At 47.8% G+C, this 20998-nt stretch carries 17 protein-coding genes; 10 read left to right on the forward strand and 7 right to left on the reverse strand.

The window, feature by feature from the left end:
* The first annotated feature begins 3 nt into the window (after positions 1–3).
* The 7 genes from ABIE50_RS29140 to ABIE50_RS29170 all read left to right on the forward strand — a co-directional run bounded on the left by ABIE50_RS29140 (position 4) and on the right by ABIE50_RS29170 (position 8342).
* Positions 4–1986, forward strand: coding sequence for a RagB/SusD family nutrient uptake outer membrane protein (locus ABIE50_RS29140; protein WP_209862194.1), 1983 nt, complete (start codon positions 4–6; stop codon positions 1984–1986).
* 44 nt (positions 1987–2030) lie between these two features.
* Positions 2031–3242 (forward strand): DUF5000 domain-containing lipoprotein, encoded by a 1212-nt coding sequence (locus ABIE50_RS29145; protein ID WP_354028226.1) that lies wholly within the window; start codon positions 2031–2033, stop codon positions 3240–3242.
* A 30-nt stretch (positions 3243–3272) separates the two neighbouring features.
* Complete coding sequence (locus ABIE50_RS29150) at positions 3273–4478, forward strand: DUF4998 domain-containing protein (protein ID WP_209862197.1); 1206 nt, start codon at positions 3273–3275, stop codon at positions 4476–4478.
* Positions 4479–4917: 439 nt separating this feature from the next.
* Positions 4918–6210 carry a DUF2130 domain-containing protein gene (locus tag ABIE50_RS29155; protein WP_142686347.1) on the forward strand — a complete coding sequence of 431 codons (1293 nt, stop codon included), beginning with the start codon at positions 4918–4920 and terminating at the stop codon, positions 6208–6210.
* Between the two features lie 10 nt (positions 6211–6220).
* Positions 6221–6841 carry an HAD family hydrolase gene (locus tag ABIE50_RS29160; RefSeq protein ID WP_209862201.1) on the forward strand — a complete coding sequence of 207 codons (621 nt, stop codon included), beginning with the start codon at positions 6221–6223 and terminating at the stop codon, positions 6839–6841.
* A 203-nt stretch (positions 6842–7044) separates the two neighbouring features.
* Positions 7045–7689, forward strand: a complete 645-nt coding sequence (locus ABIE50_RS29165; RefSeq protein ID WP_142686343.1) for a DUF4136 domain-containing protein — start codon at positions 7045–7047, stop codon at positions 7687–7689.
* Between the two features lie 32 nt (positions 7690–7721).
* Entirely contained in the window at positions 7722–8342 is a 621-nt protein-coding gene (locus tag ABIE50_RS29170; RefSeq protein ID WP_209862204.1) for an outer membrane beta-barrel protein, read from the forward strand.
* A 77-nt stretch (positions 8343–8419) separates the two neighbouring features.
* Here the strand turns inward: ABIE50_RS29170 and ABIE50_RS29175 are convergent, their stop codons facing one another.
* Both ABIE50_RS29175 and ABIE50_RS29180 read right to left on the reverse strand, forming a co-directional pair.
* Positions 8420–9436, reverse strand: coding sequence for an FAD:protein FMN transferase (locus ABIE50_RS29175; protein WP_209862207.1), 1017 nt, complete (start codon positions 9434–9436; stop codon positions 8420–8422).
* Positions 9437–9472: 36 nt separating this feature from the next.
* Entirely contained in the window at positions 9473–10651 is a 1179-nt protein-coding gene (locus ABIE50_RS29180; protein WP_209862210.1) for an acyl-CoA dehydrogenase family protein, read from the reverse strand.
* Between the two features lie 161 nt (positions 10652–10812).
* On the opposite strand from ABIE50_RS29180, the gene ABIE50_RS29185 reads away from it, so the two are divergent.
* Complete coding sequence (locus ABIE50_RS29185) at positions 10813–11250, forward strand: YciI family protein (protein WP_209862212.1); 438 nt, start codon at positions 10813–10815, stop codon at positions 11248–11250.
* 70 nt (positions 11251–11320) lie between these two features.
* On the opposite strand, the gene pyrF is transcribed toward ABIE50_RS29185, so the two are convergent.
* The 3 genes from pyrF to ABIE50_RS29200 all read right to left on the reverse strand — a co-directional run bounded on the left by pyrF (position 11321) and on the right by ABIE50_RS29200 (position 14149).
* Positions 11321–12142: an orotidine-5'-phosphate decarboxylase gene (pyrF, locus tag ABIE50_RS29190; protein ID WP_209862215.1), complete on the reverse strand. Its 822-nt coding sequence runs from the start codon at positions 12140–12142 to the stop codon at positions 11321–11323.
* Positions 12143–12356: 214 nt separating this feature from the next.
* Positions 12357–12983, reverse strand: a complete 627-nt coding sequence (locus ABIE50_RS29195) for an FMN-binding negative transcriptional regulator (RefSeq protein ID WP_209862218.1) — start codon at positions 12981–12983, stop codon at positions 12357–12359.
* Positions 12984–13051: 68 nt separating this feature from the next.
* Positions 13052–14149 (reverse strand): Mrp/NBP35 family ATP-binding protein, encoded by a 1098-nt coding sequence (locus tag ABIE50_RS29200; protein WP_142686336.1) that lies wholly within the window; start codon positions 14147–14149, stop codon positions 13052–13054.
* A 188-nt stretch (positions 14150–14337) separates the two neighbouring features.
* On the opposite strand from ABIE50_RS29200, the gene ABIE50_RS29205 reads away from it, so the two are divergent.
* Positions 14338–14943, forward strand: coding sequence for a carboxypeptidase-like regulatory domain-containing protein (locus ABIE50_RS29205; RefSeq protein WP_354028227.1), 606 nt, complete (start codon positions 14338–14340; stop codon positions 14941–14943).
* Positions 14944–15001: 58 nt separating this feature from the next.
* Positions 15002–15886, forward strand: a complete 885-nt coding sequence (locus tag ABIE50_RS29210) for a 3-hydroxyacyl-CoA dehydrogenase family protein (protein WP_142686334.1) — start codon at positions 15002–15004, stop codon at positions 15884–15886.
* 105 nt (positions 15887–15991) lie between these two features.
* Here ABIE50_RS29210 and ABIE50_RS29215 read toward each other — a convergent pair whose 3' ends face one another.
* Together ABIE50_RS29215 and ABIE50_RS29220 are read right to left on the reverse strand one after the other, a co-directional pair.
* Complete coding sequence (locus ABIE50_RS29215; protein ID WP_209862224.1) at positions 15992–16603, reverse strand: Imm25 family immunity protein; 612 nt, start codon at positions 16601–16603, stop codon at positions 15992–15994.
* 20 nt (positions 16604–16623) lie between these two features.
* Entirely contained in the window at positions 16624–20952 is a 4329-nt protein-coding gene (locus ABIE50_RS29220) for a DUF6531 domain-containing protein (protein WP_209862227.1), read from the reverse strand.
* Between the last annotated feature and the right edge of the window lie 46 nt (positions 20953–20998).

The raw sequence follows: 20998 nt of genomic DNA on the forward strand, positions 1-20998 counted from the left end.
CATATGAACGATAATAAGTTTAACAGCAATCGCCTGACAGGAACACAGGCTTGCAACAGCAGCCAGTATCAAGTTGCCCGTTCCATCTTCTTCCTGCTCATCATGATCCTTTCCGGAGCAGCGTGTAAAAAACCTTTCCTGGATGTAGTGCCGGATAATGTGGCCACCATCGACAATGCCTTTACTTCCAAAACAGAAGCTGAAAAATATTTATTTTCCTGTTATGCCTACATTCCTGTTAATTATGACCCTACCTATAACGTAGGGCTATCTGCCAGCGACGAGGTATTTGTGCTGGACCCCACGAATAATATCAGGTCTACCAATGTATTAAGACTTGATTATGGAGATCAGAATACATCCGATCCCATCGCCAACTACATGACCGGCGACAGGGACGGCGTAGCCTGCTATAAGGCTATCAGGGACTGTAACATCTTCCTTGAGAATGTAAGCGATCAGGGTAAAGTGGCGGATCTGGATATCGATACAAGAACCAGGTGGATAGCAGAAGTCACTTTTCTGAAAGCCTACTACCATTTTCTTATGTTCAGGGCTTATGGTCCTATACCGGTGATAGACAAGAACCTCCCTATCAGCGCCTCTATCGACGAGATGTATGTTAAACGCCAGCCGGTAGATTCAGTTGTAAATTATATCGCCGGTTTACTCGATGCAGCAGCAACGAACCTTCCGGTGAGCATCGCCAATATATCCTCTGAATCAGGGCGCATTACCAGGCCCGCCGCATTAAGCTTAAAGGCCAAATTACTGGTAACAGCTGCCAGTCCTTTGTTTAACGGCAACTCCGACTACGGGTCTTTCAAAAACAAAGACGGTGTACAGCTTTTCAATACTGTTTTCAGCGCCGCCAAATGGCAACGTGCCGCCGATGCATGTAAGGCAGCTATTGACCTCTGCGCTGCACAGGGAATCCGCCTGTATACTTTCCCTGAGCAGACAATACCACTGAGCGCTACTACCATGACGCAGATGAGCGTCCGCAATTCCATGAGCGAGCCATGGAACAGCGAATTGGTTTGGGGCTCTACCAGCGGCGTTACCTGGGGCTGCACCTTCCTGCAACGCTGCGGTATCGGGCAGTTCGATTTTCCCAACGCAGTAGCATCAAAAACGGCAGGACATCCGTTACTGGGCCCTACCATCAAGATGGCCAAAATGTTCTACACGCAAAACGGCGTTCCCATTGATGAAGATAAAACACTCGATTTTTCAAATATCGCGGCACTGCGGGTAGCCACACATGCCGAAAGGTTTAACATTAAAGAAGGAGAAACCACTGCCCGCTTAAATTTTGACCGGGAGCCAAGATATTATGCCGACCTGGGCTTCGACAGGGGCATCTGGTATATGGCCAACAGCCCTTCCAAGAATGATGAAAATACATTCTGGCTGATGGCCCGCGGCAGTGAGCTGAGCCAGTCGTCGCCGGTGCCTATTGCAGGTTTTTATATGAAGAAAGTAGTGAACTGGCATATGGACTGGAACACGGTCACCTATCCTCCTTATCCCTATCCCGAAATACGCCTGGCAGATCTGTACCTGCTCTACGCGGAAGCATTGAATGAAGTACAGGGCCCCGGAGAAGAGGTATATGATTATGTTAACAGGATAAGAGCCAGGGCCGGTTTGCAAACAGTGCAAAGCTCATGGTCCAACTACAGCAGGAACCCTTCCAAATACACTACCAAAGAAGGCATGCGGGCCATCATCCAACGGGAAAGAGCCATTGAGCTTTGCTTTGAAGGACATCGTTACTGGGACCTGTTACGCTGGAAAACCGCCGCACAGGAGCTCAGCGGCAATATCACAGGCTGGGTGGTAAGCGGTCAGACGGCAGAATTGTACTACCGTGAAATTTCTTTTCTCTCCAGGCATTTCGTAGCTCCCCGCGATTACCTGTGGCCGATAAAAGAAAATGACCTGCTGGTGAATCCCAACCTGGTGCAAAATCCCAACTGGTAAACTGCACAGCGTGCGGATGTCTTTTAACATTAAATCATTAAGAAGTGAAAACAATAAAATCAAATACGATCTTATATACAGCGTTTTCCCTGGTACTGATATCAGGCTGTAAAAGAGAGGAACTGAATAAAGCCATGGTTACCAATACCAATCCTCCGGGCGTGGTAACCGGAATCACCGTGACGAATGCAAATGGAAAAGCAGTGATCACTTATTCGCTTCCATCTGATCCTGATCTTTCCTATATAAAGGCCGTGTATGAAACTTCCCCGGGGCATCCCGCGGAAGTAAAGGCTTCACACTACGAAAATACGCTGACGGTAGATGGTTTCGGAGATACGCTGGCTCATGTCATTAAGCTGTATTCCGTCAACTCCAGCGAAGTATCCTCGCCTGCAGTTTCCGTTACGGTAAATCCCCTCACACCCGCTATTAACCTTGCATACAGGTCGCTGGTGGTGGAAGCCACCTTTGGCGGTTTCAATCTTACCTGTAATAATCCCACGCTGGAAAACCTGGCCATTATCCCGCTTGTTGATTCTTCCGGTACCGGCAAATGGGTACAAACAGTAGGGATGGACAATGTATACAGCAATGACCCCGTGATCAAAAGCGCAGTGAGAGAGCAGCCTGCTGTCAAAAGAAATTATGCTTTTGTGGTGAGAGACCGGTGGATGAATTTTTCAGATACCCTGTTTGTATCGCTCACGCCATTTTTTGAACAGCTGTTACCCAAATCGGAGTGGAGCAATTATGTATTGCCAAATGATGCCGGGATCCTGAATAATGGCGGGCGTACAGATGTGCCGTACATATACGACGGCGATTTTCACCCGGGATGGCCGCGTTGCCTCTTCACCCTGGAACAGGCCGGCAGTCCGCAGATGGTAACACTGGACCTGGGCAAGGCGCATATCTTCAGCCGTATGCAGGTAAATCCCTACAAAGAGCTTGGCAACAATTACTATGTAAGAGGCAATGTGAAAGATTTTGAAATATGGGCCTCCAACAGCCCGAGTCTCAGCGGCAACCTGGATGAAAGCTGGACCAAACTGACCACCTGCCACGTGGTAAAACCATCCGGTTCACCCTACGCCACAGAAACCGCTTCCGATCAGACACTGGCATATAACGGCTGGCAGTTTGACTTCCCGGCCGGGCAAACCGCCTACCGCTATATCAGGATCAGGAGCTTGTCTAACTGGCAGGGGTCTTACTTTATCAATATCGCGGAATTTACATTGTGGGGTAACTAGTTAATGATCAATCAACGAAATTCAAAACAAATGAAACAGCATCAACTTACAGCTTCCTGTATAATACTGGCGCTGGTGTTTATCATAAGCGCCTGCACCAAAATGGATGAATACAGGGATAAATATATGGCGGGTGGCGCAATCACCTATCCCGGAAAAATGGACTCTGTAAAGGCTTTCTCCGGTAAAAGCAGGGTAATGATCACTGGTCTTTTTACCTCCGATCCAAAGATCACCGCTTATAAAGTATTCTGGAACAGCCGCCAGGATTCTGTTGAAGTAGCGGTTAAAAGAACGGCCGGTGTAGATACTCCGAAGGTAATTATCTCCGGTTTGCCCGAAGGACTGATGAACTTTGAGATCAGGACCTACGATGCAGCCGGCCACGTTTCTATCCCGGTAAATACTTCTGCCAACGTATTCGGGCAGCTGTATGAAACTGCGCTTATCAACCGGGGCATCTCCAATGCGGAAATGCAACCCGACGGTTCTGCCCTGATCAACTGGGTGGATGTGAACGCAGATGCAGGTGTGGTAAACATGCGCATTAAGTATGAAGATAACACCGGCACACTGCACGACACCCTGGTTGTATCTGCCAATACCTCCTTCAGCACCTCGTTGCCCGCTTTCAGATCAGGCAGCGGTATCAGTTACCGGACGGCTTACCTGCCTAATCCTACCGCATTCGACACCTTTTATGTAGCCTTTCAGCAACATAGCGTAAAAGCGGATGTAACAGCTCAATACATGCAAAATACCGGTCCTTTTGTAAGGGCCACCTATGATGGCGGCAGATGGGGTACCCTGGCAGCCCCCTGGATCACCAGCCCCAACGTGATGAACCATGCTGGTTTTGGCGGCTATGTGGCCGATGCCGGTGGTTGCCTGGTAATGGAATCGGGATGGGGCGGCACAGCCAACATCATCAATGGTAAAATATACCAGACCGTTACCTTACCTGCGGGGAATTATATTTTCCTGGTGAACTGCTACACAGAAGCGCTTGACCCGGTATACGTAGTGGCTGCCGCCGGCAATACATTACCGGATATAAGCGATCTGCCTGCCGCTGCAGGATACATTGCATTCCCCACCACCAGGTTCGCGAATGCCACGGTACAGTGCCAGTTTACCATTACGCAGCCCCAGGCTGTTTCATTAGGCTTTCTAGCTACCATGACCTCCGGCAACCAATACTGGCGAGTGCCTTCGGTTAAACTGATAAAAAACTGATCCTTTGTTTATCCTGTGCCTGCCAAAAAGCCTGCTCCTTTACCGGGGCAGGCTTTTTTATGGCTTACAGTATGGATACTCCCGGTTTCCGCCGTATTTCCACCGTATATACGCCATTGTTGCCCCATTGATAAGCCGTATATTCAAAAGATACGGCTTATCCTCCCTTCTCCACCGGTTATAATCCCCGTATCCGCCAAAAGAAACCGGGCAAACCCCATCCTTAACAATTCCCTAACCTTCATTTAACCTCCGTCTAACAATCTTTTCCCATCTTGCTGGCGTTAACCCGGCAGGAAATACTATCTATTGAAAAACCTGAATTACTGTTGTTTGTTTTAGCCATTATTCATGCAGGAGGAAGGAAGAGCCAACTACCTTCCTTTTTTTATTCCGTCCGCTAAACCCCTATCTTTACGTAATTTTTTACTGAAGTACTATGGGAACATCAATTACCTGTCCCAGTTGCAGGCACCAGTTTGTGATGGAAGATGCTTTTGCAGCGGATATAGAAAAGGAAATGCGGGGAAAAATGGAGTCGGAATGGCGTAAGCGGCTCGACTCCCTTCAGGCTGAAAAAAACTCCCTGCAATCAGAAAAAACAAAAATGGCGCAGGAGCGCCAGCAGGTAGAAGCACTGAAACTACAGCAGGAGGAAGAAGTGAACCGCCGGGTGCTCGCCGAAAAAAAACTGCTCCAGGACGCCCTGGAACAGGAGCTGCGTAAATCCATCACCGCCGATCTCAGCAGCCAGCTATCGGCCCTGAAGGAAGCCAACCTGGAACAGGAAGAAAAGCTCAGGGAAGCCCGCAAACAGGAACTGGAATTCCTCCGTAAAGAGCAGGAACTGAAAACCAAAGAACAGGAACTGGAAATTGCCCTCCAGAAAAAACTGCTGGAAGCCAGGTCTGAACTGGCCGACCAGATACGGAGAGAAGAATCCGAACGTAACACACTGAGAGATACAGAGCACCAGTTGCGCCTCCGTGAACTGGAAAAACAACTGGAAGACCAGCGCAAACTGGCCGAAGAAATGAGACGCAGGGCAGAACAGGGTTCTATGCAGCTGCAGGGAGAAGCACAGGAACTGGTGCTGGAAGAAATGCTGCGCCTTCATTTCCCGTTCGATGAAGTAACGCCTGTAGGCAAAGGCGTTCGCGGCGCCGATTGCATACAGCTGATCCGCAACCAGTACGGGCAGGAATGCGGGCGCATTATCTATGAAAGTAAACGCACCAAGGAATTTATCAGGGACTGGGTGGAAAAACTGAAAGCAGATATGCGCAGCCAGGGAGTGGACGTGGCCATCCTTGTTACCCAAACAATGCCAAAGGATATGGAACGCTTCGGTGAAAAAGAAGGCATCTGGATCTGCACTTTCGCTGAAGTAAAAGCGCTGGCTTATGTACTGAGAGATGGCATTATCAAAATTTCGGGCAAGCTCCGCTCACAGGAAAATAAAGGAGACAAAATGCACATGCTCTATGAATACCTTACCGGCGGCGAGTTTGCAGAGCAGTGGAAAGCTATCCGCGAAGGGTTTATGTCCATGAAATTATCCATCCAGCGCGAGCGCGACGCCATGGAAAAACTCTGGAAAGCACGCGAAAAACAACTCGAAAAAGTATTACTCAATGCGGCGCATATCAAAGGCTCCATTGAAGGTATTGCCGGCAGCGATTCGGTAGATCTTCAACTGCTCGAAGATGCTTCCGATGAACTTCCTGAATAAACAACACCCTATGCAAAATAAAACGGTCAACACCATCATATTCGACCTGGGAGCAGTATTGATCGACTGGAACCCCCGTCATTTATACCGTAAGATTTTTTCTTCGGAAGAAGAAATGGAAACCTTCCTCCGTGAAGTATGCACGTCCGACTGGAACGAAACACAGGATGAAGGCAGAACCCTGGCCGAAGGTACCGACCTGCTGGTGGGCGCCTTCCCTCACCATGAAGAAAATATCCGCGCCTATTACGGCAGGTGGGAGGAAATGCTTGGCGGTGAAATTGAAGGCACCAAAAATATATTACATCAGCTGAAACAAAGCGGACAATATAAATTATATGCGCTCACCAACTGGTCCGACGAAACATTTCCCGTTGCATGGGCTATGTACCCTTCCCTTCACTGGTTCGACGGTATCGTAGTGTCCGGCAAGGAAAAAATGCGCAAACCAGCCCCTGCATTTTTCCAGCTGCTATTGGACAGGTATAACGCTAACGCATCTACGTCATTGTTCATCGATGATAATATTCGTAATGTGAAAGCAGCGCGCGAGTTTGGTATAGACAGTATCCTGTTCGAAGATCCGGACCAGTTAAAAATAGAATTAGAAAAGAGATCTATATTAATTTAATCCACTACATTAATTATTGTTACTGTTAACCCTTATCCTACTTTAGGATTTCATTAACACTCCATTGATAAACTTTCTGTAACAATCAACCATCTAATCCGTTCAAGAGACATAACACGGAAACGGAATTGTCAGGACACCAACCTGACTGGTCCATAATCGTTAGCCCGTAGATTTATTTTTTTAAACTAATACGCTAGGACATGAAAAGAACATTGTTTTTATTCAGTGCCGCTGCCGCAGTGGTAGCGATGGTTTCATTCAGTAGCTGCCGTAAAGATCCCTTAAAAGATATGACCAATGAAGAGTCAAGGATCTACATCACCAACCACGACAGCACCGCCAATTTCACCTCATATTCCACTTTTAGCATAGTAGATTCGGTGGCTGTATTAACGCGGACCAGTGATTCAGCGAAGAAAGCGCTGACGGACTACGACAAAAAATTAATTGCTTCTGTAACTGCTGCCATGCAGCAACGGGGTTACACATTAGTGAACAAAGCTGCCAAACCTGATCTGGCAGTGAACCTCACACGTATCGACAACTCCTACACCAACATCTCCTGGAACCCGGGATGGTGGGGCGGCGGAGGCTACTGGGATCCGGGCTACTGGGGATACCCCGGCGGCGGATGGTACTGGCCTTCTTACTACACTGTTTACCAGGTGAATGAAAGACAGGTAGCCATCGACCTGTTCGACCTCAAAAACCCCAAGAACAACAAGCTCACCGCTGTATGGAATTCATTATGGCGTGGCTCAGGCGTATGGAATACCGATAACATCGATTCCATGGTACAGGCATCTTTTGCACAATCTGCCTACCTGAGTAAAACTGCTAATTAATGCCGATTGAGAACTTTTAAACTGACAGGAAAATGAAAAAGATAAGAAACTGGATATTGATTTTTGCAGGATGTTTTGCCGCACAGGCTGTATCTGCACAGGTTCGTCCACCTTTATCCGTAGATGTAAATTATTCCATTGCACAACCCCTGGGCTCACTAAAGGATTATTCCGATAAAACCAGCTTCCGTGGCTGGAGCGCCGGGTTACAATACCAGCTGAATAACCAGTGGTCCGTAGGATTACGTTCCGGGTTCCAGGATTTTTACCAGCGGCTTCCGCGTGCAGTATATCCCGATAAACAGGGAGATGTTTCTGCCGTTCAGTCGCGCACCTTACAGGTAATTCCTATCCAGGCCACCGTAAGTTATGCATTCACTCCTCCCTCTTCAGCGGTGATTCCGTATGCTACTGTGGGCGTAGGTACTGCAAATATGAATTATGAAAAATACTGGGGTGAATTTGTTGAGAAAGATAACAGCTGGCAATTCCTGGTTAGCCCGGAAATAGGCATCAATGTGCCTTTCGGAAAGGCGTCGCCACTGATGTTCAATGCCAGTGTGCGGTATAACTATGCACCGTATAAATACGGCGACATTACCAATTTCAATACCGTTCAGGGAAATATTGGATTGAAATTCTCACTGAATTAAATTCATTTGTGTCCATATTCCAAGAAGAAAGCGTGAGAGTGAGCCCCGTTCGTGAACCAGCGAACGGGGCATTTTTTTCAGAACTCCATGTATGCCTTAAAGCCTTTGCTGAAGGCTTCTTTAATGGCACCATCCTTATCTTTGTAAATATAAATTGCTTCCAGCCCGTATTCCGGATGCTGTTCAATATAGGAAAGCCCCTTCTCTACTCCCATCAAAATAAGCGGGTTATCAAAAGCATCTGCCGTAAAACAATCTTTTGCGATCACGGTAACACTGATAATATTATTATGCAGCGCTATCCCTGTTCCCGGGTGAATGGTATGCGCAAAACGTGTACGCCCCTGGTCAAAAAAACGGCGGTAATTTCCACTGGTGGCAATGCCTTTGTCTGGCAGCCGCACCAGCCCCTGTACAGGCTCATACGTGGTATCGCCGGGCGCTGGCCGTTCTATTCCCACACGCCATGTTTTGTGCTGATGATTATGTCCCTTTGCACATAATTCGCCACCTACATCCACCAGGTAATTTTCAATTCCCTGCTGTGATAAAAACTGTCCTATCACATCCACGGTATATCCCTGGGCGATACCGTTACAATCTATCTGTACCCCTTTCTTTGCAGCATACAGCTGATCGCCATTTACACGCAGATAACGGTAACCAATATACGACATCGCGGCCCTGATGCTGTCTGTTGGCGGCACGCCTTTAAAGGAAGGTTTGGCAACACCAAATCCCCAGAGATATACCAGCGGTTTCACGGTAATATCAAACAGGCCGTTGGTGGCTTTACTGGTAAACAGCGCCTTCCGGATCACGGCTTTCATGTGCTCATCCATGGTGATATGACCGGTTTCATTAAACCGGTTGATGGCCGATCCTGGTTTATATAACGATAACGACTGGTCGATCACCGCAAACAGGGAATCGATTCGTTTATCCATTGACGTTGTATCGGCCGATAAATACTTTACGATATAGTAAGTGCCCTGTGCTTTCCCTTCGCAGGTAATAAGTTTCAGGGCAGGCGCCTGCTGCGCCATCATATCAGTGCAGCAGAGCAGGGCGGCCAGGAAAAAGAACTGTTTCATGTAATTGTTGGCAGTGAGCCGGGCAGCTGCCGGCTACTATTTAAATGCGTCTAAACCGGTAATATCCATACCGGTGATCAGTAAATGTATTTCGTGTGTTCCTTCGTAGGTCATTACGCTTTCCAGGTTCATCATATGCCGCATCACCGGGAACTCGCCGGTGATACCCATTCCCCCGAGAATTGTACGTGCATTGCGGGCAATATTGGCAGCTACCTCGCAGGAGTTGCGCTTGGCCATTGAAATTTGCGCCGCTGTTGCTTTCCCTTCATTTTTTAAAACGCCAAGACGCCAGTTGAGCAATTGCGCTTTGGTGATTTCTGTGATCATTTCCGCCAGCTTCTTTTGCGTAAGCTGAAATCCGCCTATGGGACGGTCGAACTGTATACGTTCTTTGGCGTATCTGAGGGCCGTATCATAACAATCCATCGCAGCCCCTATCACTCCCCAGGCAATCCCGTAACGGGCGGAAGAAAGGCAGGTTAACGGCCCTTTTAAGCCCCGCGCTTCCGGCAGGATATTTTCCTTCGGTACTTTCACATTATCAAACACCAGTTCCCCCGTAGCGCTGGCGCGTAAGCTCCATTTCCCTTTGGTTTCCGGCGTGGTGAAGCCTTCCATGCCTCTCTCCACGATTATACCACGGATCACGCCACTTTCATCCTTTGCCCACACCACGGCGATATCCGCAAAAGGGGCATTGGAAATCCACATTTTTGCACCGTTTAATATTACATGATCCCCCTCTTCACGGAAGTTGGTGAGCATCCCTGCAGGGTTGGAGCCATGATCCGGTTCTGTAAGGCCAAAGCAGCCCATCATTTGTCCTGTAGCCAGTTTGGGCAGGTACTTCCTTTTCTGCGCTTCACTCCCGAAAGTAAATATCGGGAACATCACCAGCGATCCCTGCACCGATGCGGTAGAACGGATACCGCTATCGCCACGTTCCAATTCCTGCATCATCAGTCCGTAAGCAATATGATCCATTCCGCCTCCGCCATACTCCACCGGTATAGTAGGTCCAAAGCAGCCCAGTTCCCCCAGGCCATGCAATATTTGCGACGGGAAAGCCGCGCGCTGGCAATAATCTTCAATGATAGGGGATATTTCTTTCTTCACCCACTGACGAACTGCATCACGGGTCAAAAGGTGCTCTTCTTTCAGTAAATCATCTATGGCAAAATAGTCGGGCGACTGAAACAGATCTTGTTGCATTACTACAGGTTTAATACCCAATATAAGAAATTACCCGTTAGGAACCGCGTCCACCGGGAGATTTAAGCTTTTCGCCGGGAGCTGATTTTCATTAAAAATTCCGGGAAGGCAAACGCGTTATTTCATGACAAGTTTGTACCTTTCCTTCAAATTCAGTTGTTATGGCAAGCAAAGTTTTACCTGCGCTTTTGCTATTGGGATTTTTAGTCATTGTGATGTTATCATTTCACCCCACACCATTACAATCTGTCGCACTTCGTGTGCCAACCCCAAAAGTCAGATCAGGCGTATCTCCTGAAGTAAAAAGGTACTGGATGGTGCTGTTAAAAAAAGGCCCTTTCCGGAACCAGGATACCGCCCTCGCCGCAAAGATCCAGCAGGCCCATATGGACAATATCAGCAAAATGGCTGCAGCCGGCAAGCTGGTGGTAGCGGGCCCTTTTGAAAATGATGAAACGCTGCGCGGTATTTTTATTATGGATTGTAAAGACAGCCTTGAAGTGGTGTCACTGGTGGAAAAAGATCCTGCTGTGGCGGCAGGCAGGCTGGTTTTTGAAGTCAAGCCCTGGTGGACGGTGAGGAACTGTCTTTTTAAATAACATTTCAGGGAGATGCCGGTACCTGGCGCCTGCGGCAAACCGCCACTGCCCGGTACCGGCATAAAATTATTTATACGGCTGCTACGATCTTGTTCAGGTACCCGGCCATTTCCACCTGGTATTGTTTGGCAATACGACGGGCATCTGTTGCAAAGTCTTCTCCGTTGCCTGCATAAATGATGGCGCGGCTGGCATTTACCAGCAGCCCGCAGTCTTTATTCATGGCCTGCAGTGAAATATCTTCCAGGCTGCCGCCCTGCGCACCTACACCAGGTACAAGGAAGAAATGATCTGGTACCAGTTTACGGATATATCCCAGCTGCGATGATTGGGTGGCTCCCACCACAAACATCAGGTTGTCCGGTGTGCCCCATTCCATACCGGCTTTCAGCACTTTTTCAAAAAGGAATTCATCTCCTATCTGCTGCATCTGGAAATCCTGGCTGCCCTCATTGGAAGTTAATCCCAGCAGGATAGCCCATTTTTCAGAGAACTGCAGAAAAGGCGTTACGCTGTCTTTACCCATGTATGGGGCCACTGTAACAGCATCGAACTTGTAGGTTTCGAAAAATGTTTTGGCGTACTGGGTAGAAGTATTGCCTATATCGCCGCGTTTTGCATCAGCAATAGTGAATATCCCGGAAGGGATATATTCAATGGTGCGTTGTAAGCTTTCCCAGCCGCGCATGCCCATACTTTCGTAAAAGGCGGTATTGATCTTATAGGCCACACAAAGATCTTTGGTAGCGTCAATAATCGCCTTGTTAAAGGCAAACACCGGATCTGCATGAGAAAGCAGGTGTTTTGGAATCTTTTGTACGTCTGTATCCAGTCCTACGCACAGGTAAGACTGCTTTTCCTTAATCAGATTCACCAATTCCTGTCGATTCATAGTCGGTTAATTTGGGGCGCAAAGTTAAGAAAAACTTAAGCAATGACGCTTCTTTAAACATATTATGATTACCTGTATTTGAAAAACAACTTTTCTTTACTCACTGTGGCAGTTGTGGCTTACCGACAATGCTGACATAACTTAACGCGGAAGATTAAAATAAAGATATTCCTTTTTGGGATTATGACCATCAACAAAAAATAAAATGTTTTATCTATTTACCGGCTGACCTGCGGGCTTCCATTTCAGCTGCCACACGTAAAGAATTTTCGTCGCCCAATGCCCGTAAATGGGCAATGACGCTAAAATAATCGGTGTCTTTTTTATTCTGGCTGAGCTTATAATTAGCGTTTACATTGCGGATGCTCATTTCAAATCCAACGATAGCTTTTACATTATTCCGGAGGGTTTTATCATCAATATCGCTGAGATGTACCGGGCAGGCAGATGCTGCCTCATATTTATCCACGAGCGAGCCGAGCGCTTCCACTACTTCTGCCTCTTCCTGGATACGGATGGAGCCATGAATATGCACGGCCATATAATTCCAGGTGGGTATTTTATCCTTTTCATACCAGGATGAAGAAATATAAGCATGATGTCCTGAAAACACGGCCAGCGCTTCGTTTTTTTCAAACCATTCCCATTGCGGGTTGATCCGCGCAATATGGCCGCGCAAAACAAATTCTCCCGGTGTTTTCTCCACCAGCGTCATGGGGATATGAGTGGCATGCGGTGTTCCTTCGTTATCAGTATTGATCAGTAAGCCAAAACCATTTTCGCTGATAAAACCGGCAATGGTGTCCCAGTTGGTTTCCCTGGTGAATTTTGGAGTATACATTCGAAGATATTATCGGAAGATAACGGATTACAGATATTTCTATCCGTAATCCGTCAACCCTGGTGCTGTTATACAATAATTTCCACTATTTTGGTGGGAGCCACATTGGCGTTGCGCATAGCGATGCTGCGGGCGGCCGCGCCGGCAACATCCAGGAAGGCCTTGCGGGTTATTTTCTCATCGCCGGCCATAACGGGTACACCGGCATCGCCGCCTTCGCGGATGCTTTGTACCAGGGGGATCTGGCCAAGGAAAGGAATATCCATTTCTTCTGCCAGGTGTTTTCCACCCTCTTTACCAAAGATGTAATATTTATTTTCCGGCAGCTCAGCAGGCGTGAAATAGGCCATATTTTCCACTAATCCGATAATTGGCACATTGATCTGCTGCCCCATGAACATGGCAATACCTTTTTTGGCATCTGCCAGGGCTACATCCTGTGGTGTGGTAACAATCACTGCGCCGGTAACGGGCACGGTCTGTACCAGGGTGAGGTGAATATCGCCGGTGCCGGGAGGCATATCAATTACCAGGTAATCCAGTTCATCCCAGTATACATCGGTGATAAACTGCTTCAGCGCGCTGCTGGCCATAGGTCCGCGCCAAACAACCGCCTGTCTTTCATCTATCAGCAAACCAATAGACATTACCTTGATCCCGTATTTTTCAATCGGCTGGATCATGCCTTTACCATCCACATTCACCATCATCGGTCTTTCTCCCCTCAACCCAAACATAATGGGAACAGAAGGCCCGTAAATATCCGCGTCCATCAGTCCTACCCTGGCCCCATCACGGCCCAGCGCCAGCGCCAGGTTGGCCGCTACAGTGGATTTACCCACGCCTCCCTTACCGGAAGCCACTACGATGATATTTTTTACATTAGACAGTACACCCTGCCCGTTTGTTCTTTTAGAACTGACATTGGCCGTCATGACAACTTCCACCTCCGCATCCTTGCTCACCAGCATATGAATGGCATTCACACAGGCATTGCGGATCAGGTCCTTTAACGGACAGGCCGGTGTGGTGAGAACGACTGTAAATTTCACTTTATTGCCATCGATCTCTATATCTTTCACCATGTTCAGCGTAACGAGATCCTTCCCCAGATCCGGCTCTTCTACGTTGCTCAGGGCCTTTAAAACCTGCTCTTTCGTGATCATAAATTGTTGTTAATTTTGAATCCAGAGAGCAAAGTTAACCCAATTGGGATTTAATTTACAATTTCTCTGGGCAGGCGATCAACTGCATGGAACACGTAATTAAATTTTTATATCTTAGGGCCGGCATGCATAAGAAAAGATCCTACATACTGTCACTCATCATTTTTTTCGTTTTATCTCCTTTCCTTTTGAAAGCTCAGATCGCGGAATTCAGAGACAGCGTTATACAGATTTCGGGTATTACCATGACTGCAGACAGTTTGCGGGCCATTCCTGCGGTAAGCATCATGGTAAAAGGACAGAACAGGGGAACTATCTCCAACAGATCCGGTATTTTCTCTATCGTTGTATTCAAGGGTGATACGCTCTCTTTCAGTGCTGTAGGCTTCAAACATAAAAATTACCGTATCCCCCCTGATATCAAGGGAAACAGTTTTTCCCTGATACAGCTGATGGTGGAGGATACCACCTATCTCCCGGTAACTATTATCAAACCCTATCTTTCCAGGGAAGAATTTGAGCGCGCCTTCGCCAATATGGATATCCCCGATGACGCCTACGAGGTGGCACGGAAAAATACGAGCAACGCCAGGCTTCGCGCCATGGCCCGTTACATGCCCATCGATGGCAGGGAAGGCACTAATCAGTATCTCAAGAAACAGGCACAGAACCTCTACTATGCAGGTCAGCCGCCTCCGCAGAATATTTTTAACCCACTGGCATGGGCCCAGTTTATCCAGGCCTGGAAACAAGGCGACTTCAAACGGAAAGACGACAGTTACGGCAGTTACTGACGGTAACGTGTAATACCTTAAATTAGCGCCTTATTCAATCCCGACAAATCACTACACCATGCAAAAAATTGCGGTTATCGGCGCTGGTACTATGGGAAATGGTATTGCGCATGTATTTGCCCAACACGGCTACGCCGTAAACCTGATAGATGTTTCAGCCCCGGCGCTGGATAAGGCCCTGCAAACCATCACAAAAAACCTGGACCGTCAGGTGGCCAAAGGCACTATTACTGAAGCTGCAAAGGCAGATACGCTTGGTAATATCTCCCTGCAAACCGACCTGGCAGCAGGCGTAAAAGAAGTATCACTGGTAGTGGAAGCCGCAACAGAAAATGTGGCCCTGAAGCTGAAAATATTCCAGGACCTTGACCTGCACGCTCCTGCAGATGCGATACTCGCCACCAATACCTCTTCTATCTCCATTACAAAAATTGCCGCCGTTACCAAACGCCCGGAAAAAGTAATAGGCATGCACTTCATGAATCCTGTACCGGTAATGAAACTGGTGGAGATCATCAACGGCTATGCCACTGATAAGGAAGTAACCAGCGCCATCGTATCACTTTCCGGGAAACTGGAGAAAGTTCCCTGCGTTGTAAACGATTATCCCGGCTTTATTGCCAACCGTATACTGATGCCCATGATCAATGAAGCCATCTGCTCCCTTTTTGAAGGAGTAGCCGGCGTAGCTGAAATTGATACCGTAATGAAACTGGGAATGGCGCATCCTATGGGGCCCTTACAACTCGCGGATTTCATCGGGCTGGATGTTTGTCTTTCTATACTGCAGGTGCTGCACGATGGTTTTGGCAATCCCAGATATGCGCCCTGCCCGTTGCTGGTAAACATGGTAACAGCAGGTTACTTGGGCGTTAAAAGCGGGGAAGGATTTTATAAATATACACCAGGCAGTAAAGACCTTGTGGTAAGCCCCCGGTTTTAACGGGGAAGCGTTTGGTGATAAGCCGTTTATGGTATCATAAACGGCTTATCATGATTCAGCAGTAATGTTTTTCATAGTGTACCAGAGATGCAGACTTGTTAAGCGCTACAGGGAATAAATGTAGCACCATTCCCAAATATTGTCTTTAGTAGCCTTTAGTCCAAATTTGTCAAAGAATACTTTCATCTCTCCCTCCAGATTCAAAAACTCCTTTTCTATTACTGCCTGACATTTGGTTTTGCTTTTCAGCACCTTCATATCCCCGCCTGTCACCTCAACTATCTTCCTGAAAAATGGCAGAAGATAAGCAGTATATACTTCATACCTCCTGTTCATTACAGAGGGATCTGTCAGTTCTTTTTTTGAGGTAGCCAATAATGAAGTTAAAGTTCCGTCTTCGATCAGGCGAATGATCTTTTTTTCACAATTCCGGAAAAATTCTTCGTCAAGGGTTTGTGTATATCCGATATCCACCTTAATATGGGCCGACAAACTATCAAGACCATCATCGGGCCTGTCGATAGGCCCTACCCACATAGTGGTTTGCAGGGAACCATCGTGTTTATATACCCTTGCGATGACATAACAATAAAAAACATCTTCTATATGTTTGGTCAATGCCACCAGATGAGGATACCAGATCTTCTTCGGTTGTTTAAAATCAAACCGCTCAATCATCTCTTCAAATTCATTGACTACGCTAAAAAACTCAGACATACTATATCTCTTATTTTTATTTAGTGACTACCAGGGTATGTTTTGCCATGTGTATGGGTAATTCCGTTATCATCCATTTTCTTCAGCAGGTCCTGCATATCTGCCGCATTAGTCGGATCATGGTCGAAATGCCAGTGCGGATTGGCTCTTCCGGCAACCTTGTTGGCGATATCTTTATCCACCTGCTTATCCATCCTGGCTAAAGACTCTTTTGACCTCGGGCCTTTGGAAAAATTATCGGATTTGAACTCAATATCTTTGCCGTCGTAATATTTATCATAGTTACGTCCGCCAATGGACCGTCCCTGGTTACCCGTACCAAATATCTCATCTGCCCGTTTATCATGCCATTGCTTGGCCCAGTTTAACCAGCCACGGCCAGAGCCCGCACCGGCGCCACCAGCGAGGCCATATACATCTACCCAGCTATTCGGATCATGTACATAACCATACAATCTCATGCCACCCAACAACCCGATAGGATCCTGTGAAATATACATCCCGCTGCCGGAATCATAGTAGCGGAACCTGTTATAGCTCAGGCCAGTTTCTGCATCTTCATACTGACCCTGATAAAGATAATTACAAAATGTTTTATCACCATGCAGGTACCTTAGTTTTCCATAGCAATCCAGTTCCCGCTCCCACACTTTATTTCCCGATGTATCAAAAGCATGTACCGGTGTGCCAAGATGATCTGCAATAATGCTGTAAGCTCCTGTTGTTGTAAGTTTTGCGCAAGGCACCAGGGAGCCTTCTTCAAATATCCAGGTCACCAGGTTATCTACCGGTTCCTGTTCTATTTGCAATGCCCCGTTGGTCGCCGCTTCCAGGTGAGGTGGATAATCACCGGTGTACTGCCATTCATGCAACGGTACATTTCCGTTCCAGAGCCAGCGGGTTACCTCCTGCTTCCGTTTGTTCACTTTTGCAATACGTCTTCCCAGCGGGTCATAGCTGAATACAATTTCTCCCCCGGCAGGAGTGATCACTTTTCCCAGCCACCCGTTTGCCTTCCATTCATATACCCAACCCGTGCGGCTTCCTTTCAATACTACTTTATTTGCTTTGGCCCATGCCTGTTTGTCTTCCGCTACCTGGTGATTGTGACGGAACTCTTTGCAGATGAGATTTCCTTCTCCGTCGTAATAATAGAAATAGTCCGGGCATTCCAGCAAACGCCCGCCTTTACCATACACACGATCGGTGCGGCCCGGTGTTCTGAAAAGGTGCCCCAGCTTATCCGGTATCCGGTAAACGATGTCCATGCCGCTTCCCCGCTGGCTATAGCTGCCACTCACCAGGTTATCCAACTCGTCGTAAGAGAACAACGCCTGTGCACCGCTCAGTTCATTCACTATACTACGCAGCTTCGAGTTTTTCCCCCAATCATAGCGGATCCGGCGCTGCTCCACGTTATGTACCCCGATCGACTGCCGTACTACCCTTCCCTGTTTATCTCGCTGCGTTTGCACACTTACTCCGCCAGACAGCTGTCTCAATATTTCCAGCCCGCTTTCGTTATGTTTCCACTGCGCCTGCCAGGATCCTCCCGGTCCATGAGCAGCCTGCATCTTTTCCACATATCCCGCGGCATGATGCTCCAGCCGGATAGCAGCGCCTAAGGTACTTCCCAGGAAAACCTGCTCTCCCCATTCGTTATATTCACGTGTCACCTCATAAGCACCCTGTGCTTCGCTAACAGTACGACCATAAGCATCACGTTGAATAGTCACTGCCCCGTCTTCATTGAAGGCGCCCGTCAGCAAGCCATCTTTGTTATATCCGTATGCGGTAACACTGCCGTCACTAAACTCTTCCCTCACCAGTTGTCCTATACCATCGTATTCACAGGAGGTCCAGCGGTTATCCGGCCGTATTATTTTTTTCACACGTCCTGCACCATCCCGTTCATAGTGATAATGTATGCCATCAAAACCCCATTCATTGATGATATTTCCGTTGGCGTCCGGCTCCATCCTGTACAGTTCACCTCCTTCATTGGCAATACTGCGCAGCTGCAGCTCCCTGTCGTAGTTAAAGCGTACATTCACACCCCGCTGGGTTCTTCCCGTTAATACACCCAATGGTCCGTAGTTAAAACTCACCTCGCGGTGGCCATTAACAGCTTTTACCAGGTTATCTGCAGCATCATAAGTGAACTGATGTGTATTGCCATCTGCTTCTTCCACGAGGGTAACATTACCGGCTACATCGTACTCATAGGCATACCAGTAGCCTGTTTCAGTGGTTTCTTTTACCAGCTGTCCCAGTTCATCATATTTCCAATGCCTTGCTGTTTTTTCCGGTGAGATGATTCCACTGAGATTGTGCTGTTCATCATATTCCAGCTCAAAGGTCCGCCCGTCTTTATAGATCACCTGCGTAACATAAGGGCCTGTATACCGGTAACGGGTTACCTGTCCTTCCAGGTTCTTCTTCTTCACCACCAGTCCCTCTTCGTTATAGGTCAGCTCCATTTTCCTGCCACCGGGCGTTTTAATGCCCGTAAACCGTTGCTCCTCATCAAAATAAAACAAGGTTGATTCCCCGTTGCCATTGGTTTCCTTCACTTTATTTCCATACGCGTCATATTCATACTTTTCAGTGTTACCGGCAGGATCTATTACTACCTCCAGTTCTTCGTAAATATTGTAATGCTGTAAGGTAATCCCTCCGTTACCATCAATGATTTTATAGATCAGCCGGTTTTCGTGGAAACAGTAAACTGTCGTATGCCCAAGACCGTTAGTAACAACTGTCTTTCCTCTCTCATACTTTGCATGATATTCCAGTACTCCTCCATCTCCCCAGGTATGTATACAACGGGCATCTTCCCCGCTGCCATCATATTCCCAGTAGAAGTTCATCCCGGTTTGGTTGGTGAGCCGTACCAGCAGATGTCCCTTGTAAAAAAAATATTTGCTCACATCCCGCGCATTGGTGGTGCTCACCATATTTCCTGCTTCATCATATGCATAGCGCACCAGGTTAATACGGGTGGCTGCTTTATAGGTATGAATGCATTCAATACGGCCCTGCTCATCTGTGGTTACCTGCAACACGCGGTTGCTGCTGTCGATGATCTGTTGCAGATAGCCGTGCCCGTTATACCGGAACTGTATATGGAATCCTGCGGGATTGCGGATTTCAGAAAGCATACAACTTCCGTCCCGTGCCGGTTTTGCATGGAACCGGTAGGTAAGTTGATCTTTGCTTTCCAGGTAATACCCGCTGCTGTCGCGGCGCCACCACAATTGTTCTATCCTGTTAAAGTAACTGCCGCCTGCGGATAGTGCAGGCATTACTGTTTCACGGCCATCTGCCAGGCGTATACTGAAATAACCATTACGCAGGTCATACACGCTGAGGTTATAGCTGTGATGCCAGTTGTAGCCCAATGGGCCGGGTACTTCCGCGCTGCTGTAATAGGTGCGTTCCCATACCAGTGGAATAGGCCCGGGTAACTGAAAATCTATATTGGAAGAAACCACCTGCCCGCTTGCTGCATCCACGGGCTCTCCAAACCTTTTGCACTTAAAGTCCTGCAGCATGCCTGCCAGTTTGGGAAAGCGGCTTTCTATTTTATTGATCACCTTCTGCAGGGCCGCCCCTGCTGCTTTTGACAATCCTTTCAGGCCCAGTTTAAACATCAGCTGGAACAGGTCGATAGTTGGTGGACCACCTACCAGCACCGGTTTCCCGGAGGACGTCATGATCAGCAGTACTGAAGTGGGCGCCATCAGGGCGAAGGCCGAACTTTTTTTGTTGAGCCGTGGCGGGGAAGGAAGCCCCACAAGATTACACGATAATGCCGGGTGAAACTGGGTGGAAAAAGGACCGCCATCTGCCAGCACGGTAGAGCTGCCCATCCACATTTCGGAAGCGGCTTTCGGCTTCACAATGGGAAACGGCAGGTGTGCTATGATAGCGGGCAAATGCAGGATGGGTGTACCTGCATTTGCTACCCACTGGTTATGTACTTTTACTGAAGGGCTCAGGGCATGCACCAGCATTTGTGCCGTAGCTGCCAGCGAGAATGGTTGCGGCTCCGGCTCTTTTCCTTCCTCCACTGGCGGCGGTGGCGGAGGTGGCGGCACTACGCTGGCAATGGCCGCCATTATGGCTCCTATGATATCGAACACCATACCGATATGAGGCACCGGTAATAAGGGGGAAGGAGGAAATACGGAATCATGAAAATCTATGCCTATACCGAGGTCAAAATATTTTGCAGCGGGCATTCCGGGGAAAGCCGGTAATATACTGGCCATTCCTTTCTGGATATGGTCCAGTGAGTTTTTCTTTTCTGCAAATAATGCCCCGAAGCCTTTATTTTCTACAGCCATGATATGATTACTTTATTCCCTTGCGGGATATGGTCTTCAGTGATCC

Source organism: Chitinophaga sp. OAE865, assembly GCF_040546735.1.
GTDB classification, from domain to species: Bacteria; Bacteroidota; Bacteroidia; order Chitinophagales; family Chitinophagaceae; genus Chitinophaga; species Chitinophaga polysaccharea_A.